The organism is Flavicella sp. (assembly GCF_037132785.1).
Taxonomy (GTDB): domain Bacteria; phylum Bacteroidota; class Bacteroidia; order Flavobacteriales; family Flavobacteriaceae; genus Flavicella.
Map to the genome: position 1 here is coordinate 15,923 of NZ_JBAHZZ010000115.1, position 17,038 is coordinate 32,960.

Here is a 17,038-nt window from a genome sequence, read left to right on the forward strand (position 1 = left end):
TTACAAATAATATACTATGTCTGATACCTCTGAATCGAAAAGTCAATTGAAAATTAATGAAGCGCTAGTTCCAGTTGTTGTATTAATGTCTTTACTTGCTTTTAATATATTCTTCGCAGATGGAGTTTTATTAGGAGATTATTCTAACCAATTTATATTATTAATAGCAGCGTTTGTTGGATTGTTAACAGGCTTTAAGAATAACATAAAAACAAGTGTGATAGTGCATGAAATCTATCAAAACTTAAAAAGTGTTTTAGTTCCGGTATTGATTCTTTTTCTTGTAGGAGCCCTTGCGGGAACTTGGCTAATAAGTGGTGTTATACCAGCTATGGTTTATTATGGACTTCAAGTACTGGATCCAGATATTTTCTTGCCAGCTGCGGTAATTATCTCTGCAATTATTTCTATAGCAACAGGTAGTTCTTGGACCACCTCTGCAACAGTAGGTATTGCTTTGGTGGGTGTTGGTACGGCTTTAGGTATTGCGCCAGGTATGGTAGCAGGAGCGGTTATTTCTGGCGCTTATTTTGGCGATAAAATGTCTCCTTTGAGTGATACTACAAATTTGGCCCCGGCTATGGCAGGAACGGATTTGTTTACACATATCAAATATATGTCTATTACAACCATTCCAACTTTAGTAATAACTTTAATTGTATTTACGCTTATCAGTATGAATCTGAATACGACAGGAAGTACAGACTTATCAGACATGCTTTTGGTTATTAAAAACACTTTTTATATTTCACCTTGGCTTTTTGCGGTTCCTATTACTGTTGTTGCTTTAATTTTATTAAAAGTGAAGCCCTTAATTTCATTGTTATCAGGGGTAGTTTTAGCAGCTGTTTTTGCTGTTGTTTTCCAAGGAGATATAACTTTAAGTCTTGCAGATTCAACTTTGGGAGGTATTGTAAAAGCAGTCTTGACAGATATTCAAATTATAACAGATAATGAAGCGTTAAATAAATTATTTTCTTCGGGAGGAATGAAGGGAATGATTTGGACAATTTTGTTAATTATAAGTGCTATGATTTTTGGAGGTATTATGGATGGAATTGGTGCGCTAGCTTTAGTTACGGTCTCTTTATTAAAGATGACTAGCTCTGTATTTGGATTGTTTGCAAGCACAGTAGTCAGTTGCTTAGGTTTAAATTTAATAGCATCAGATCAGTATTTGGCAATTGTAATTCCTGGAAAAATGTTCAAACAAGCCTATAAAGATAAAAATTTAGCTCCAGAAAATTTAAGTAGAACACTTGAAGATTCTGGAACTGTGACTTCTGTTTTAATTCCTTGGAATACTTGTGGAGCATATCAATCTTCAGTATTAGGTGTTTCTGTAGCAGATTATTTTGTCTTTGCAATATTTAATTATTTGAGTCCTATTACAACTTTGGTCTTTGCCGCTTTTAATATAAAAATAAGACAACTTTTAAACAAATAACCATAATTTGATCAATGAGAAATCAACTTACTGTATTTTTTTTATTTATAGTTTTATGCATTCATGCACAGAAATATTCAGTAGAAACATTTCCGAATAGGTTAAGAATGAGCTGGGAAACTGTTTCAATGACTGCTGAACCTGATCTTGGGTTTATTGGAATTGGATATGATTTGTTTCATTTGGTCAATAAAACTAACACCATTTATGTCGGTTTAAGTTCTTATTCTGCAATTACGGGTATCAGACCTGGTTTAATTACTTTAGGTATGTCTGCTGGTTGGTGTCCACAAATATCAAGAAAAGGTTTATTTCTTGATTTGGGAGCTTTTTTAGGAGGTGGAGGCGGAGGTGGTGCTGCTGATGGGGGAGGGCTAATTGTACGTCCTCATTTAGATTTAGAACAGAGGTTTGGGAATTTGGGAGTTCGATTTGGGGTTTCTAGAATTGATTTTCCTTCTGGAGAAATAACAGGAAATCAAATAAATGTAGGTTTGTCTTTTAGTGGAAATAATTATTTTAAAGTAGAAGATTCAGGATATAGATATTTCGATTCTAGTCGTTTAAACACGAATAAATTAAGAGTTGCTTTGGTAGGGACTCAGTACTATAATTTACTGGAAGGATCAGTGTCATCAAAACCAGATGTTGATAGAATAGGTCTTGTTGGAATACAAGTGGAAAGATCAATCAATCCTTATTTATATGGTCTAATAAAGTTAAGTGGAGCTATGTCAGGAGGAACGGATGGTTATATGTCAATCTTTTTTGGAGCAGGTGGTAGGTTACCCGTTGTTAAGAATCGAATAAATATAGAGTCAAGGTTACTATTTGGCCCTACTGGAGGTGGTGGAATTGAGTCTGGAGGAGGAGCGACAGTCCAAGCAGAAGCTGGACTTTCTTTAATGTTTGGTAATGGATATGATTTAAAACTTATGACAGGTAAAACGTTTTCACCTTGGGGGGATTTTGAAACAAACCATGTAGAAATAGGGCTTGGGAAGTCTTTTGATAGACTTTTTCCTGAAAAATCTACAATAGGTATTGACGAATTTGATGTTGATGGAAAAGATTTTACCATTAATAATATGGCATTTACTATTTATAATAGAATCTATTTACCTCCAGAAGCAACAACTAAAAATGGAACACCATATTTAAATAGCTTTAATTCTTTGGGATTTGAGTTTCAAAAATATATAGGAGAAAAATTCACGATCAATGGAGGAACTGTATGGGCTTATCAGGGAGACTATGGAGCTTATGCAGAAGGGTTGTTAGGAGTTACTTATTATCAACCTGTTTTTAGTAAAACTAAATTAGCGTTTAAAGGAATGTTTGGAGCAGCTGGAGGAGGGGATATTGATCTCGGTTCTGGATTGTTGTTTCAATACGCACTTGGTTTAGAAAGAAGCTTAAATGAACGATGGGATTTTGTTTTTTATGTTGGTCAAACACAACCTATTGAAGGTAATTTCAATCCTGTGAGTATTGATGTTGGTTTGAAATTTCATGTGAGTCAATTGTTGAAAAACTAGACCTCTGAAATTTATTTTGTTGTTAAGACCTCGTTAAAAAAGTTAACAGGAGTTAAAGTTAACTTCAGAACCTTTATGTTTTTTATCTTTGAGTAATAATTAAATATTCAAAAATGAAAAAAATAGCAAGTTTAGTGTTTGTTGCTTTTCTAGGAGGAGCAATTTCTTTGGTTGGATTTTCTTATATGATGAATAACCAACGCATTGATAATAATGAATCAATATCAGCTGTTTCTAATGGTTTTGTCTCGGTACCAGCACATTATTCAAGTTTGCCCAATATAGCCGGAGAAAAAACAGATTTTGTAGACGCAGCATCTATGAGTTTGGATGCCGTGGTTCATGTTAAAAACACCTCCATGAGCACTTATTATGATCCTTTTTCAGATTTCTTTTATGGAAGAAGAAATGGACAAACAAGACAAAGAGAGCAAGTAGGAACAGGTAGTGGTGTTTTGATTTCTCCAGATGGATATATTGTTACTAATAATCATGTAATTGACAATGCAAGTTCTATTGAAGTAACGTTAAATAATAGAAAAGTATATCAGGCAGAGTTGATAGGTACAGATCCTTCGAGTGATATTGCTTTGTTGAAAATTGAAGGAGAAGGTTTTGAATCCATACCATTTGCAAATTCAGACGCTATCGAAGTTGGGGAATGGGTATTGGCTATTGGAAATCCATATAATTTAACTTCTACAGTAACTGCTGGAATTATTAGTGCTAAAGGACGTGATTTGGGAGGGAATTCTAGTACGGAATCCTTTATTCAAACCGATGCAGCTGTCAACCCTGGAAATAGTGGAGGAGCTTTGGTCAATACTAGAGGAGAATTGATTGGTATCAATACGGCTATTTCTTCACAAACAGGTTCTTTTGTAGGTTATTCTTTTGCGGTGCCTTCTAATATTGCTAAAAAAGTAATAGAGGATATTATGGAGTTTGGTAATGTTCAAAAAGCACTAATTGGAATTCAGTATGATCCTCGAAAAGACGATTTAGAAGGGGTAATGATAACGTCTGTTACCAAAGGAGGTGGTGCTAAAAAAGCGGGGTTGTTAGAAGAAGATATAATTGTAAAAATTGAAAATGTGAAAATTAGAAAATTTTCGGATTTGAAAGGGCAATTGAGTGCTAAAAGACCAGGGGACAAAATTCAGGTAACTGTTTTAAGAGGTGAAACTTATATAACGAAAACGGTTGAGTTGACCGAGTACAAAACCCTTAAAATAAACGTATTAGGATTCTCTGTAGAGAAGCTAACGAAAGAAGAATTGAAAAAATACAAAATTAAATCAGGAGTAAAAATAGTAAACATCAAAAATTCTGAGTTACAAGAATTGGGCGTTTCTGAAGGAGATGTATTGGTTGAAATAAATAACGAAAAGGTGAGCTCTGTAGATCAGGTTGATAAATTGTTAAAGGAGAAGTCGTTAATGGGGTATTTTAAAATGGGAGTTTTAAATTCAAAGGGAGTAAAAGAAAATTATATATTTAAATAAGGTGAGTATTTTTAATAAGAGCCGATGTTGAAAAGTGTCGACTCTTTTTTTATAGCGTATTGTTTTAATAATCAATATAATATATCACAAAATTAGGTTAGACTTATGCCGTTTTAATATTTAAATGACGCATTAAATTCGTTTCTTTTTCATTTCACACAAAAACAAAACCGTAGCTGAGCTATTCTTCAATTTTTATTGCTTATCTGAATAAAAAAGATTCCAAATTATTATTACGTCATTTATAAATAAAACTGGTATTAGGAGGAAGATAAAAAGAAAGATCAACTGAAAATTGAAAAAGAAGGGAAAATGAAATAACAAAAAAGTGAGTTAAGTTTGATACACTTTTTTTTGATATTTATTTACTCAATAATTGAAATTGTTTTTTCATTTGTTAACTTTGTAGGTATCCAAATACTTATAAGTATAATGAATAATAAAATTGAATCACATATAAAAGATCTTCGTAAAGAATTAGAGAAACACAATTATAGTTATTATATAAAGGACGATGCAATGATATCAGATTATGAATTTGATGTACTGCTGAAGAAGTTATCTGATTTAGAAGGAAAGTATCCACAATATTTTGATGAAAATTCTCCAACTCAAAGAGTAGGGGGGACAGTAACAAAGAATTTTGAAACAGTGGTACACAAGAATCGAATGTATTCTTTAGATAATTCATATTCTTTAGATGATTTGTTGGATTGGGAAAAAAGGATAAAAAAAATAATTGAAGGACCTATTGAATATACCTGTGAGTTGAAATATGATGGAGCGTCAATCAATTTAACTTATGAAGCAGGGGAGTTAATAAAGGCCGTTACTCGTGGAGATGGATTTCAGGGGGATGATGTAACAATAAATATTAAAACCATTCGATCTCTACCGTTAAAATTGCGCAAACCATTTTTAGACTCTTTTGAAATAAGAGGAGAGATAATTCTTCCTTTGGAAGGATTTCATAAAATGAATGAGGTACGTATTTTGGTAGGAGAAGAGGTATATGCCAATCCTAGAAATACTGCCAGTGGAAGTTTAAAGTTACAAGATAGTACAGAGGTTGGAAAACGTCCTTTGGATTGTTTATTGTATCAGGTTGTTGTTGATAAATCAAAATTTACATCTCATTTTGACCTTCTTAGTGAGGCTAGAGATTGTGGATTTAAAGTGCCTACAGCTATTTTTGTAGCCAAGAATATTGATGAGGTTTTTGATTTTGTGAAAGAATGGGATACTAAAAGGATCGATCTGCCTTTTGAAACAGATGGAGTTGTGATTAAGGTAAATTCTTTAAGACAACAAGAAGAACTTGGTTACACCGCTAAAGCACCTCGTTGGGCAATCGCATACAAGTTTAAAACAGAGCAGCAAAGTACTGTTTTAAAAGAGATTACTTATCAAGTAGGCAGAACAGGAGCAATTACACCTGTGGCTAATTTGCAGGCGGTTCAACTTGGAGGAACAACGGTAAGAAGAGCATCATTACATAATGAAGATCAGATTGAAAAATTAGACATTCGTGTGGGGGATACCGTTTTTGTAGAAAAAGGAGGAGAGATTATTCCTAAAATAGTTGGGGTAGATTTGTTACAAAGACCTTTAAATTCCGTGGCGACAATATATGCAAAAAGATGTCCAGAGTGTAAAACAGAATTGCTTAGAAAAGAAGGTGATGCAAAACATTATTGCCCAAATGAATTTGGTTGCCCTACTCAAATTACTGGAAGAATTCAACATTTTATTAGTCGTAAGGCGATGGATATTGATGGTCTGGGAGGTGAAACTGTTGATTTATTAAGAAAAGAAGGGTTGATTCAAAGTTATGCGGATTTATATGATTTATCAGTTGATCAAATTTTACCTTTAGAACGAATGGCTGAAAAGTCAGCTCAGAACATAGTATCTGGAATCAAAAAATCGAAAGCAATACCGTTTGAAAAAGTTTTATTTGCTTTAGGTATTCGTTTTGTTGGAGAAACGGTAGCTAAAAAGTTAGCAAAATATTTTAAGAATATAGATTCTTTGATGAATGCTTCTTTTGAAGAATTGGTGTTGGTTGATGAGATTGGAGATAAAATAGCCAAAAGTATTGTTGCTTATTCTAATGATTATTTGAATATTGAATTGGTAAACAGGTTAAAGGTATATGGAGTTCAATTGGAGTTGTCTGCTGAAATTTTAGAAAACCAATCAGATAAATTAAAAGGGAAAATATTTGTTGTATCAGGGGTTTTTCATAAGATGTCGCGTAATGAATTGAAAAAATCAATAGAGGATAATGCAGGGAAAATTTCTAGTTCTATTTCAAAAAAGACTACGTTTATAATTGCTGGTGATAATATGGGACCTGCTAAATTGGAGAAAGCAAATATATTGGGTGTCTCTATAATATCAGAAGATGAGTTTATTGCGATCTTAAAGAATTAAAAAGTTGCTACAAATTGTAATCCCACCATTGAACTAGAAATTTGAGGAATCAATTGTTTTTTTACCTCAATTTTATTGCTTCTTTTTCTAATAGCTAATTTGTTTTTATCTTTTTCTATATGTTTTCTGCTATTGAGTACTACACTTCGTCCAATTATAGTACCAATTAATCCTCCAACCAACATGTCAGAAACCCAATGGTCATGATCTTCTAGATTAGCAAAAAAGACAAACGTGGCAAAAGAATATGGGATCCAGTAATTGTCATATTCCATCTGTATTACTTTAGCGACAGCATAATAAGCCGTTGCGTGTAATGAAGGCATGGCTGTTCCTCTATGATCAGAGCCTCCATAAATTGCTTTTGTGTTAAAAAAGTCCCAATTATCTCGTGTGTAAGGTGGATTTACAGCTTCGTTGTCTGCTAAGCTTCTATGAGGTCTATTTCTTCCAAATACTGCTTTTAAAGCTATATGTGATATAATAAAAGAATAGGCCATTGATTTGAAAGCATTCGCTGCCGCTCTTTGTCCTTTTTCGCTGTTAACAATTATGGATCCTGCATATAATCCAATTAGAGGGTAAGAGATATAGGCATCTTCTCCAGAAAGCCATGCCATATGGTTGTTTTTTCCTATGGTAATATCAGGTAAAGTATAATCTATAGCAGGTTCAATGGTTTCGTGTAAAAAGGTTGTTGTATACCCATCAACGGCAATCAAGCCAATAATACCAGCAGTGTAAATAGCTGTTGTTTTCCAGTCCTTAGAGATGTTTTGTCCCATCTGTCCAAAATCTCCTGGAATCGTAATAATGCTATTTTTTATGACACGCCCTGCAACTTTAAATCGATTTTTTTTTTTTGAACTCTTATGATTTAAGCTGTCTATTTGTGTAAACCCTGTAAGTGAGCACAGTAGTAACGCAAGAATAATTATCTTTTTCATGTAGTGATTTTTTTGTCTAAAATAGGCATAAAATAATGGTTGTAAAAGAGTGAATTTTCCCTGTGAATGGTTTAGTTGTTTGAAATTCATTCCAGATAAGCTTGGAGTTTGAGTGATGTCATACTTTTTCGTAAGAGGTTTGTATCTTGTATATTCATCCGTTATTACTTTTGCTATCTTTTAGAAATCTCAATTAAATATTTTGAGGAGAAACCAGGTATTGATAAAGATTAAACACTTTTAACTTGGGTATACCGTTTTAAGATTTAAATGACGTATTAAGTTTGTTTCTTATTCATATTTTACATAAAAACAAAACCGTAGCGGTGCTATGCTTCAGCTTTTATTGCTTATCTGAATAAAAAATATTTCAAATTATTTAGTGAGTTATTTAAAAATAAAATTGGTATTGGTCAATTCTATAGCATATACATTTTCTTCTTTTTTGTGTTCTTACTTCTACCATTATTATGTTTTATTTACCCTTAATTGTAAACTTGTCAACATGAATTTCCCCTTTAATTAGGATATTCATTGAGCCTGTCATAGATATTAATTTTTTTTATTAAATCTTACAGGTATTGTTTACATGGTAAATCAGTATCAAAATGCTCTATAAATTTAAGGGAATTCTCTCCTTTAAATATTCATAACAATATCTTTTTTAAAGATAATGAATTGTATCAAAGTGAATTCCTCTATTCTTTAATTAAATCTATATGTTTATCATGGTATCCAAGAAGGTAAAGAACACCATCCAATCCAATACTAGAAATAGAACTTTGTGCATTGTCTTTTACAGTTGGTTTTGCATGAAAAGCAATGCCTAACCCCGCCAAATTTAACATTGGCAAGTCATTGGCGCCATCACCAACGGCGATTGTTTGGCTAATATCGATTCCTTCTTTTTCTGCAATTTGCTTAAGGTATTCTGCTTTTTTATTTCCATCAACGATTTCACCTAAATAACCACCTGTTAAGAAACCGTTTTTAATTTCTAATTGATTTGCATAAACATAATCAATCCCTAATTCTTTTTGAAGGTAGTCACCGAAATAAGTAAATCCACCAGAAAGGATTGCTGTTTTAAAACCATAATTTTTTAAGGTTTTTATCAATCTATGTGCTCCTTTTGTAATGGGTAAATTTATTGCTACTTCTTTAAGGACGTCTTCACTAAGTCCTTCCAGTAATGCCATGCGTTTTTTAAAACTTTCGTTGAAATCTATTTCACCTTGCATTGCCATTTCTGTGATAGCTTTTACCTGTGCTCCTACACCGGCTAATTCTGCTAATTCGTCAATAACTTCAGTTTGGATCAAAGTTGAGTCCATGTCAAAACATACCAAACGCCTGTTTCTTCTGTAGATATTGTCTTCTTGAAATGCGATATCTACATTTAAATCTCTTGAGATTTGCATGAATTTTGCCGTTATATCTGCTTTGTTTTTAATTTCTCCTCTAATTGATAGTTGAATAGATGCTCTTGGGTATGGGTCTTTTTTTACCAAAGATATTCTACCTGTCAATCTTTTGATAGAATCAATATTTAAATTCAAATCTGAAACAACACTGGTTACTGCAGAAATCTGTTCAGCAGCTAATTTTTTCCCTAGAATAGTTACAATATATCGGTTTTTTCCTTGTGATGAAACCCATTTTTCATACTTTTCTAAAGTAATCGGACTAAATTTTGCTGTAATCCCAAGTTTATATGCTTTGAATAATAAATCTTTTAAAACAGGAGCAGAACTCGAATTAGCCTTTATTTCAAAAAGAATTCCTAAAGATAAAGTGTCGTGAATATTCGCTTGACCAATGTCGAGAATTTTCGCACCATACTCAGCAAGGACACCCGTTAAACTAGAGGTGAGACCTGGTTTATCTTGTCCTGATATATTTAATAAAATAATTTCTTTCTCCATGATGTTTTGAGTTTTCTTTTTGTTCTATCTCGAATATTAGAATAATGATTGGTCTGGTGTACTTCGTTGTTCGTATTTTAAGTCACTTAAAATAGATGCTTTTACACCAATGAAAAAATAATAAGAAGTAGTAGTACCAAAAGGCACCCAGTTGAAGTTAACCCTCCAGCTGTCCAGGTCTCTTGAAAATCGTAATTGCGTATAGGAAAAACCTTTGTTTACAAAATCATAACCAGAAGAAACACCAACTTTCCATTTAGGAGTTAGCTCTACGTCTCCTGAAAACATTAAACTACTATTGGTAATTTCGCTCTCTCGATTACTGTTTGAGTATGTTCCTGAGTAGGATAAACGCAAACTCCAGGGGATTTTATTTTGATAGAGCACTGTTTTTTCATCCTTTCTGGAGTTCTCATCTTCTTTAGAAGAATTCTCAGATTCATCATCTCTAAAGTTGTTCATGTTTTGACCAAACAAATCAGAATTCTGCTCATTTTGCATATCATCTTTTTTATCTTCTTTGTCTTCACTTTTGTCAAAGTCTTTATTTGATAATGAATAACTCAATGTAAGGTTGGCTCTTGTCAGACGAAATAAACTTCCATCATTGTGGATGTTAAAGGTGTTATACCTCTGTCCGTTTGAATTAATTGCATAGGGATCTAATGTTGCACCAGTATTGACACTCAATTTATTGTTGAAAATCTGTGTGCCGGCAGTTACATTTACAGTACTCCATTTTAAACTATCTGCGACAACATTGTAACTAGTAGAAAAGTTTAGGTTATTAAGAAGGGTGATCTTTTTGAATTCTTCATCTCCCGAAGGATCTTTGTTTCTTACTTTAGCTTCAAAGTTGTTGTTCAGTGAAAGACCAATAGATTGAGACAATCCTTGTGAAGGACTGCCATAGGCACCATAGTCAAAAGGAGAATATTCTTCTAGGTCTAAAGGATCACCACTTGCTTGAACTGTTTCGTAATAGTAACTAAAATCAGGTCTATAGTTGTATGAAATAGAAGGGCGCATCGTGTGTCGAATTGCGTCTAATCTTTTTCCTTTAAATTTAAACATACCATATATACTCGTAGATAAAGACGCACCTGCAGAATATTCTCTAAAAGAAACAAAACCATTAATCGTATCTGTAACTATTTCTTGATTTAGCTCATCGTAATTTTTATCTATGGATTTAAAATACCAAACTTCTTTATAAGTTACACTTGGAGATAAAGTTAAGTATTTTAATACTTTCATATTAGTACTCAGAGAAATGTTGTGTTGTACTCCGGTCTTCGCTTCATCAAACATTTTTGCCTTGAAAAAGTCTTCCTCCATTACTTCTATTTTGTTTTCTGCTTTTAACCCGTAATTAAATCCTATTTTTTGAAATGCATTATTTTGACTCCCCGATTTTGGAGCAAAAGGGTAAATTCTATCCATATTTAATATAAATGACGGAAGGGTCATGGAAATAATTTCAGTATTAGTGTTTTGAGAATGTGACGCTGATGTGGTAAAGCTAAAAGGTGTTCCAACCAATTTTCTGTAATAACTAATAGAAGAACTCAGTGTATTTGTAAGTGAATAAGGACTATTGTATTGATTTATTGATTGACTATAATAGTTGCTACTCCCTAAGTTTACAGAAGCCGATAGTTTAGAGTTAGGGTTGGATTTAGCATCTTGTGAATGTGACCAACGTATATTATAGTTTTTACTTTTACTATAATCATCAAAACCATCAATATTATAAATTAAACTTTCATAATTTATATTGAAATTCCCTGAGTATTTATATCTTCTTTTGTAAGAAGATTTTGTGCTTAAGCCCCAGCTTCCGTTAGAATAAAGATCAGCTAAAACGGTTAAGTCATAAAAGTCATTTCCTGCAAAATAATATCCTCCATTTTGCATAAAAAAACCTTGACTGGTAGATTGTCCATAGGTTGGAACTATAATTCCCGATGTTTTGGTCGATGTTAAAGGAAAATAAGCAAAAGGTAAAAATATAGGCGTGGGAACATCTGCGACCACTAGATGAGTCAAGCCAACAATGATTTTCTTGCCAGGGACTATTTTGGCTTTTTTTGTCTGTAAATAGTAATCTGGGTTTTCTTTATCTGAAGTTGTAAATCGTATATTTCTAACAAAAATGGTAGAGTCATTTATCCGTTTCATTTTTTCACCTAAAGTATAGATTCCATCCTGTTCAGTGCTAAGTCCATAAACAAGTGCTTTTTCAGATTTAAAATTAAAAACAATAGAATCTTGAGTGGACTCTTCATTTCCTTGTCTGAAAATAGGTAACTGAGAATACACACCAACACTATCTTTAATTCCTCTAGCAATAATTGTATTTGTTCCGTGATCTATTTTTATATCTCCCGCTTTAATGTTGATATCTTTATAGTTAATCTCAGCGTTATTATAAAGGTAGGTTATTTTTTTAATTATATCTTCAATAATATAATCATCCGCAGTATGTTCAATAATTGCATCTATTGACTCTTTTTCTTTTTCTAAGGCCTGTAGACTATCATTATGAATACTGTCATTTTTAATTAAATTTTCTGTTGATGGAATACTATCATTTAAACTTATTTTACTGTTCGGAGTAATCTTTGCCCCATCTTTACTCTGAGCGTAGCCGTGCGTTAGTCCGATATGGATAAAGCCAAGTAATAAAAGTATATGTGTTATATTTGTTCGCAATGCTATATCTGCTATTTTTGTGGCGTTAAGTAAGCTTTTTTAAGTTTATTCATAAGTTGCCAAAATTAATTAAAAAATATTGATGAACTTGATACATTCTCTTAAAATTAACTATAAAATAAAACAAACTATATTTTCTCTTTTGTTTTTACAAATATTTTATTTTTCATCAGCTGTAAATTCACAGGAAAAAACATTTACAGTAGTCTTAGATGCGGGACATGGAGGTAAGGATCCAGGTAAGGTAGCGTATAAAAAATACAAAGAAAAAGAAATTGCCCTCGATATCGTTCTATTAATAGGGAAGAACTTGAAAAAAGAGCAAAACGTAAAGGTTATTTATACCCGGAAAAAAGATGTATTTGTCAATTTATGGGAGAGAGGGAGAATTGCCAATAAAGCAGATGCAGATTTGTTTGTTTCTGTCCATTGTAATGCTCATAACTCACAAGCTTCAGGTTCTGAGACATGGGTGCTAGGACTGCACGCTAACAAAAGAAATTTTGAAGTAGCAAAAGCTGAAAATGAGGTGATATTATTGGAAGATAATTATCAAGAAAAATACAAAGGTTTTGATCCTAGTTCACCCGAATCTATGATTGGACTTACCTTAGAACAAGAGGAAAGTTTAGATGAAAGTATATCTTTGGCAAGTTCAGTACAAAAAATATTTCAAGGAACTTTGAAACGCACCAACAGGGGTGTTAAACAAGCTGGTTTTGCAGTCTTACACCAAACCTACATGCCTAGTATATTAATTGAAATGGGGTTTATAAGTAATAAAAAAGAAGGTGCGTATTTGAATTCAAATAAAGGGAAGAATGAAATGGCATCGGCAATCTCCAAAGCAATTAGCAAACATATAGAAGGGGTAAGGTTGAATACTGTTTCTACAGTAAATATTATAGAATCTGTTGCTCAAGCCTCAGTAGAGAACAGTAAAACTCCTTATTTTAAAGTTCAAATAGCGTCAGGAAAAAAAAAAATAAGCACTGCTAGTTATAATTTTAAAGGCTTAAAGGCTGTAAATCGAGTGCCAGTAGGAGAGTATTATAAATATTACTTAGGACATACTGAAAATTATAAAGAAGCAAAATTATTATTGAAAAAAGCTAAAAAAGCAGGATATAAATCATCATTTATAGCTGCATTTGTTGATAATGAAAGGATTGCCTTGTCAAAGGCAATAAAGTAATATTTAATTTTTACTCACAGATATAATTAGTAATTTTGCTTGGAAAATTAGATAAACATTTTATGATTAAGAATTCTAGAGAATTTAAAACAGGAGTGGTTGTAATTATAGTGATAGCCGTTTTTATTTGGGGGTTTAACTTTTTAAAAGGACATAATATTTTTGAAGGGAGATCAGATACTTACTTTGCTAGGTATGTGAATGTTCAAGGGTTAAATACTGCAAGTCCTGTAACGGTCAATGGTTTTGAAATAGGACGGGTTGTTGAAATTTCTTTTGATAATGATCCCGAAAAAAGAGGGGAATTAATTGTAGAATTTAGTATTGAAAAACCTTTTGTGTTTGGCAAGAAAAGTGTTGCTGAAATTTATAGTACCAGTTTAATGGGAGGAAAATCTTTAGCGATTGTTCCATCATATGACAGTGACCCCGTAGAATCTGGTGATTTTTTAATGGGGAAAATTGAGTCTGATATTTTTTCTTCTGTTGGAGAAAAATTGAACCCATTACAAGCCAAGCTTGAACACGTAATGACAAGTGCGGATTCTCTTTTGGTAAATATCAATCGAATATTAGACGATGAATCGAAAACCCATATAAAAAACACAATTGCAAGTTTGGATGCTACAATGCTATCTCTAGAACGATTGGCTTTAAATTCAGAATTATTAATTGTTGAGAATAGAAAAACCTTTAGTGCATCTATGGCGAATATCGAAAATGTTTCTCGAAATTTTTCTGCAATTTCTGATACACTTGCCAATGCTAATTTAGGAGGGTTGATCTCTAAAATTGATTTTACAATGTCTAATTTAAAAAGTATTACAAACACAATTAATAATGGTAAAGGGACAATCGGGAAATTAGTTAACGATCCTTCGGTTTATCAGAATTTAGACAAAGCAACTAAGGAATTAGGAGAGTTGTTAGAGGATTTAAAATTACACCCTAAACGTTATGTTCATATTTCTGTCTTTGGAAAGAAAGAGAAAGAGTACGTAAAAAACGATTCAATTTTGATTGAAGGTTCGGGAAATTAAAAACCACAACTAACTCATAAGAAGACATGGAGTATTTACCGAATCTCATTTTTGCGCTATTGGCAATAATAAGTATTGGATTTTTTATTAGAAATGTAAAGAAAATAAAAAGAAATATTTTTTTAGGAAAAGAAATTGATAGATCCGGAAATTCTAAGGAACGTTGGGGAAATATGATGCGAATTGCCTTAGGGCAATCAAAAATAGTGAAACGTCCTGTTTCAGGTTTTTTACATGTCATTGTTTATTTGGGGTTTATTATCATTAATATTGAAGTTTTAGAAATAATTTTAGATGGTATTCTTGGAACACACAGATTATTTTATCCTGTATTGGGAGAAACTCTTTATGGAGGATTAATTGGAATCTTTGAAATATTAGCCTTTTTGGTTTTGATATCTGTTATTATTTTTTGGATTCGAAGAAATATAATCAAAGTTAAAAGATTCTGGAATAAAGAAATGACATCATGGCCTAAGAATGATGGGAATATTATTTTGTATTTTGAAATGATATTGATGTCGTTGTTTTTAATTATGAATGCGACTGATGTGTACTTTCAAGAAGCGAGTATTGGCAATCCAATAAGCCAATTTATTAGTCCATTATTTTCTGGGCTTTCTATTGAGGTTATTTATATGATAGAAAGAACAACATGGTGGATTCATATTTGTGGCATATTCGCTTTCTTAAACTATTTATATTATTCAAAGCATTTACATATTTTGTTAGCGTTTCCAAATACATTTTACGCGAACCTTGAGATACTTGGTAAGTTTAAAAATAATCCAGTTGTAACCAAAGAAGTGCAGACGATGATGGATCCTAATGCTGATCCATATGCCGTTCCCGTAGAAACAGTAGGAGAACCTGAAAAATTTGGAGCTAGTGATGTTACCGATTTAAATTGGATTCAGCTGATGAATGCATATACCTGTACTGAGTGTGGTAGGTGCACCTCCGTTTGCCCTGCCAACCAAACAGGAAAAGAATTGTCTCCAAGAGCTATTATGATGAAAACTCGTGATAGATTAGAAGAGGTAGGAAAAAACATCGATGACAATAAAGGGGTCTTTAAAGCTGATGGAAGACAACTATTAGGAGAAGGATATATTACACAAGAAGAAATTTGGGCATGTACTAGTTGTAATGCTTGTGTTGAGGAGTGTCCTTTAAATATTGATCCTTTATCGATAATAATGGAGATGCGACAATATTTAGTTATGGAGGAGTCATCTGCGCCGCAAGAATTAAATATTATGATGAATAATATTGAAAATAATGGTGCGCCGTGGCCATACAATCAAATGGATCGTATGAATTGGAAAGAGGAATAACGAGTTGTGAATTTTAAGTTTTTATCAATTTTAGATCATAAACTCATAACAAAAAACTAATATAAAAGATGAATGTACCTACGATGGCAGAAATGATGGCTCAAGGAAAACAACCAGAAGTGTTGTTTTGGGTTGGATGTGCAGGGAGTTTTGATGATAGAGCAAAAAAAATAACCAAGGCATTTATAAAGATATTAAATAAAGCGAATGTTGATTTTGCAGTATTAGGAACTGAAGAGAGTTGTACAGGGGATCCTGCGAAACGTGCAGGTAATGAGTTTTTGTTTCAAATGCAAGCAATGACAAATATAGAGGTTTTAAACGGTTATAAAATCAAGAAGATTGTAACGGCTTGCCCTCACTGTTTCAATACGATTAAAAATGAGTATCCTGAGTTAGGTGGGCGCTATGAAGTAGTACATCATACCCAGTTATTAAAAGAACTTTTAGATTCTGGTAAAATGACAATCGAGGGTGGTGCATTTAAAGGAAAGAAAATAACTTTCCACGATCCTTGTTATTTAGGTCGTGCCAATAATGTTTATAAAGCTCCGAGGGAATTGATTAGAAAGCTAGATGTAGAGTTGGTAGAAATGAAGCGTTGTAAAACAAACGGTTTGTGTTGTGGCGCAGGTGGAGCTCAGATGTTTAAGGATGCAGAGAAAGGAACGAAAGAAGTGAACGTTTTACGTACTGAAGATGCATTAGAAGTAAAGCCGGAAATTATCGCTACAGGCTGTCCTTTCTGCAATACGATGATGACAGATGGTGTTAAGAATAAAGACAAAGAAGGAGATATTCAAGTCATGGACATTGCAGAAATGATTGCGACAGCCCAAGATCTTTAAAACTTATTGTTCCTTTGTACAGTGTTTTATAAAAGCCACTATTTTTTTGATGTTTTTATCGGACTGTTGTTAGTTAATTCAGAAGTTGCGTTTATGAGTTGAATT

At 32.8% G+C, this 17,038-nt stretch carries 11 protein-coding genes; 8 read left to right on the plus strand and 3 right to left on the minus strand.

Translation table 11 applies throughout. From position 1 onward, the window contains the following. Positions 1-16 precede the first annotated feature (16 nt). From nhaC to ligA, 4 genes are all read left to right on the plus strand, one after another. Positions 17-1,447, plus strand: a complete 1,431-nt coding sequence (gene nhaC, locus V5787_RS07800) for a Na+/H+ antiporter NhaC (protein ID WP_336892685.1) — start codon at positions 17-19, stop codon at positions 1,445-1,447. 14 nt (positions 1,448-1,461) lie between these two features. After that, the gene (locus tag V5787_RS07805) at positions 1,462-2,985 is read left to right on the plus strand and encodes a hypothetical protein (protein WP_336892686.1); all 1,524 of its coding nucleotides are present in this window, start codon (positions 1,462-1,464) and stop codon (positions 2,983-2,985) included. 113 nt (positions 2,986-3,098) lie between these two features. Then, entirely contained in the window at positions 3,099-4,490 is a 1,392-nt protein-coding gene (locus V5787_RS07810; RefSeq protein ID WP_336892687.1) for a trypsin-like peptidase domain-containing protein, read from the plus strand. A 432-nt stretch (positions 4,491-4,922) separates the two neighbouring features. Next, the gene (gene ligA, locus V5787_RS07815) at positions 4,923-6,926 is read left to right on the plus strand and encodes an NAD-dependent DNA ligase LigA (RefSeq protein ID WP_336892688.1); all 2,004 of its coding nucleotides are present in this window, start codon (positions 4,923-4,925) and stop codon (positions 6,924-6,926) included. Here the strand turns inward: ligA and V5787_RS07820 are convergent. The 3 genes from V5787_RS07820 to V5787_RS07830 all read right to left on the minus strand — a co-directional run bounded on the left by V5787_RS07820 (position 6,923) and on the right by V5787_RS07830 (position 12,513). Then, positions 6,923-7,873 (minus strand): phosphatase PAP2 family protein, encoded by a 951-nt coding sequence (locus tag V5787_RS07820; protein ID WP_336892689.1) that lies wholly within the window; start codon positions 7,871-7,873, stop codon positions 6,923-6,925. The genes ligA and V5787_RS07820 overlap by 4 nt on opposite strands. 698 nt (positions 7,874-8,571) lie before the next feature. Then, positions 8,572-9,798, minus strand: a complete 1,227-nt coding sequence (gene serB / locus V5787_RS07825) for a phosphoserine phosphatase SerB (RefSeq protein ID WP_336892690.1) — start codon at positions 9,796-9,798, stop codon at positions 8,572-8,574. 36 nt (positions 9,799-9,834) lie between these two features. Then, the gene (locus V5787_RS07830; protein ID WP_336892691.1) at positions 9,835-12,513 is read right to left on the minus strand and encodes a putative LPS assembly protein LptD; all 2,679 of its coding nucleotides are present in this window, start codon (positions 12,511-12,513) and stop codon (positions 9,835-9,837) included. Positions 12,514-12,655: 142 nt separating this feature from the next. Between V5787_RS07830 and V5787_RS07835 the strand changes: the two genes are divergently transcribed. The 4 genes from V5787_RS07835 (at position 12,656) to V5787_RS07850 (ending at position 16,933) form a co-directional block, all read left to right on the plus strand. Next, the gene (locus V5787_RS07835) at positions 12,656-13,708 is read left to right on the plus strand and encodes an N-acetylmuramoyl-L-alanine amidase (RefSeq protein WP_336892692.1); all 1,053 of its coding nucleotides are present in this window, start codon (positions 12,656-12,658) and stop codon (positions 13,706-13,708) included. 62 nt (positions 13,709-13,770) lie between these two features. Continuing rightward, positions 13,771-14,748 carry an MlaD family protein gene (locus tag V5787_RS07840; RefSeq protein WP_336892693.1) on the plus strand — a complete coding sequence of 326 codons (978 nt, stop codon included), beginning with the start codon at positions 13,771-13,773 and terminating at the stop codon, positions 14,746-14,748. A gap of 26 nt (positions 14,749-14,774) precedes the next feature. Beyond that, positions 14,775-16,085, plus strand: a complete 1,311-nt coding sequence (locus tag V5787_RS07845; protein ID WP_336892694.1) for a (Fe-S)-binding protein — start codon at positions 14,775-14,777, stop codon at positions 16,083-16,085. A 68-nt stretch (positions 16,086-16,153) separates the two neighbouring features. Then, positions 16,154-16,933, plus strand: a complete 780-nt coding sequence (locus V5787_RS07850) for a (Fe-S)-binding protein (RefSeq protein ID WP_336892695.1) — start codon at positions 16,154-16,156, stop codon at positions 16,931-16,933. Positions 16,934-17,038 lie beyond the last annotated feature (105 nt).

Bases quoted from the DNA above. Each gene is read 5' to 3' on its own strand.
- nhaC (WP_336892685.1), top strand. From the start codon at position 17: ATGTCTGATACCTCTGAATCGAAAAGTCAATTGAAAATTAATGAAGCG.
- V5787_RS07805 (WP_336892686.1), top strand. From the start codon at position 1,462: ATGAGAAATCAACTTACTGTATTTTTTTTATTTATAGTTTTATGCATT.
- V5787_RS07810 (WP_336892687.1), top strand. From the start codon at position 3,099: ATGAAAAAAATAGCAAGTTTAGTGTTTGTTGCTTTTCTAGGAGGAGCA.
- ligA (WP_336892688.1), top strand. From the start codon at position 4,923: ATGAATAATAAAATTGAATCACATATAAAAGATCTTCGTAAAGAATTA.
- V5787_RS07820 (WP_336892689.1), bottom strand. From the start codon at position 7,873: ATGAAAAAGATAATTATTCTTGCGTTACTACTGTGCTCACTTACAGGG.
- serB (WP_336892690.1), bottom strand. From the start codon at position 9,798: ATGGAGAAAGAAATTATTTTATTAAATATATCAGGACAAGATAAACCA.
- V5787_RS07840 (WP_336892693.1), top strand. From the start codon at position 13,771: ATGATTAAGAATTCTAGAGAATTTAAAACAGGAGTGGTTGTAATTATA.
- V5787_RS07845 (WP_336892694.1), top strand. From the start codon at position 14,775: ATGGAGTATTTACCGAATCTCATTTTTGCGCTATTGGCAATAATAAGT.
- V5787_RS07850 (WP_336892695.1), top strand. From the start codon at position 16,154: ATGAATGTACCTACGATGGCAGAAATGATGGCTCAAGGAAAACAACCA.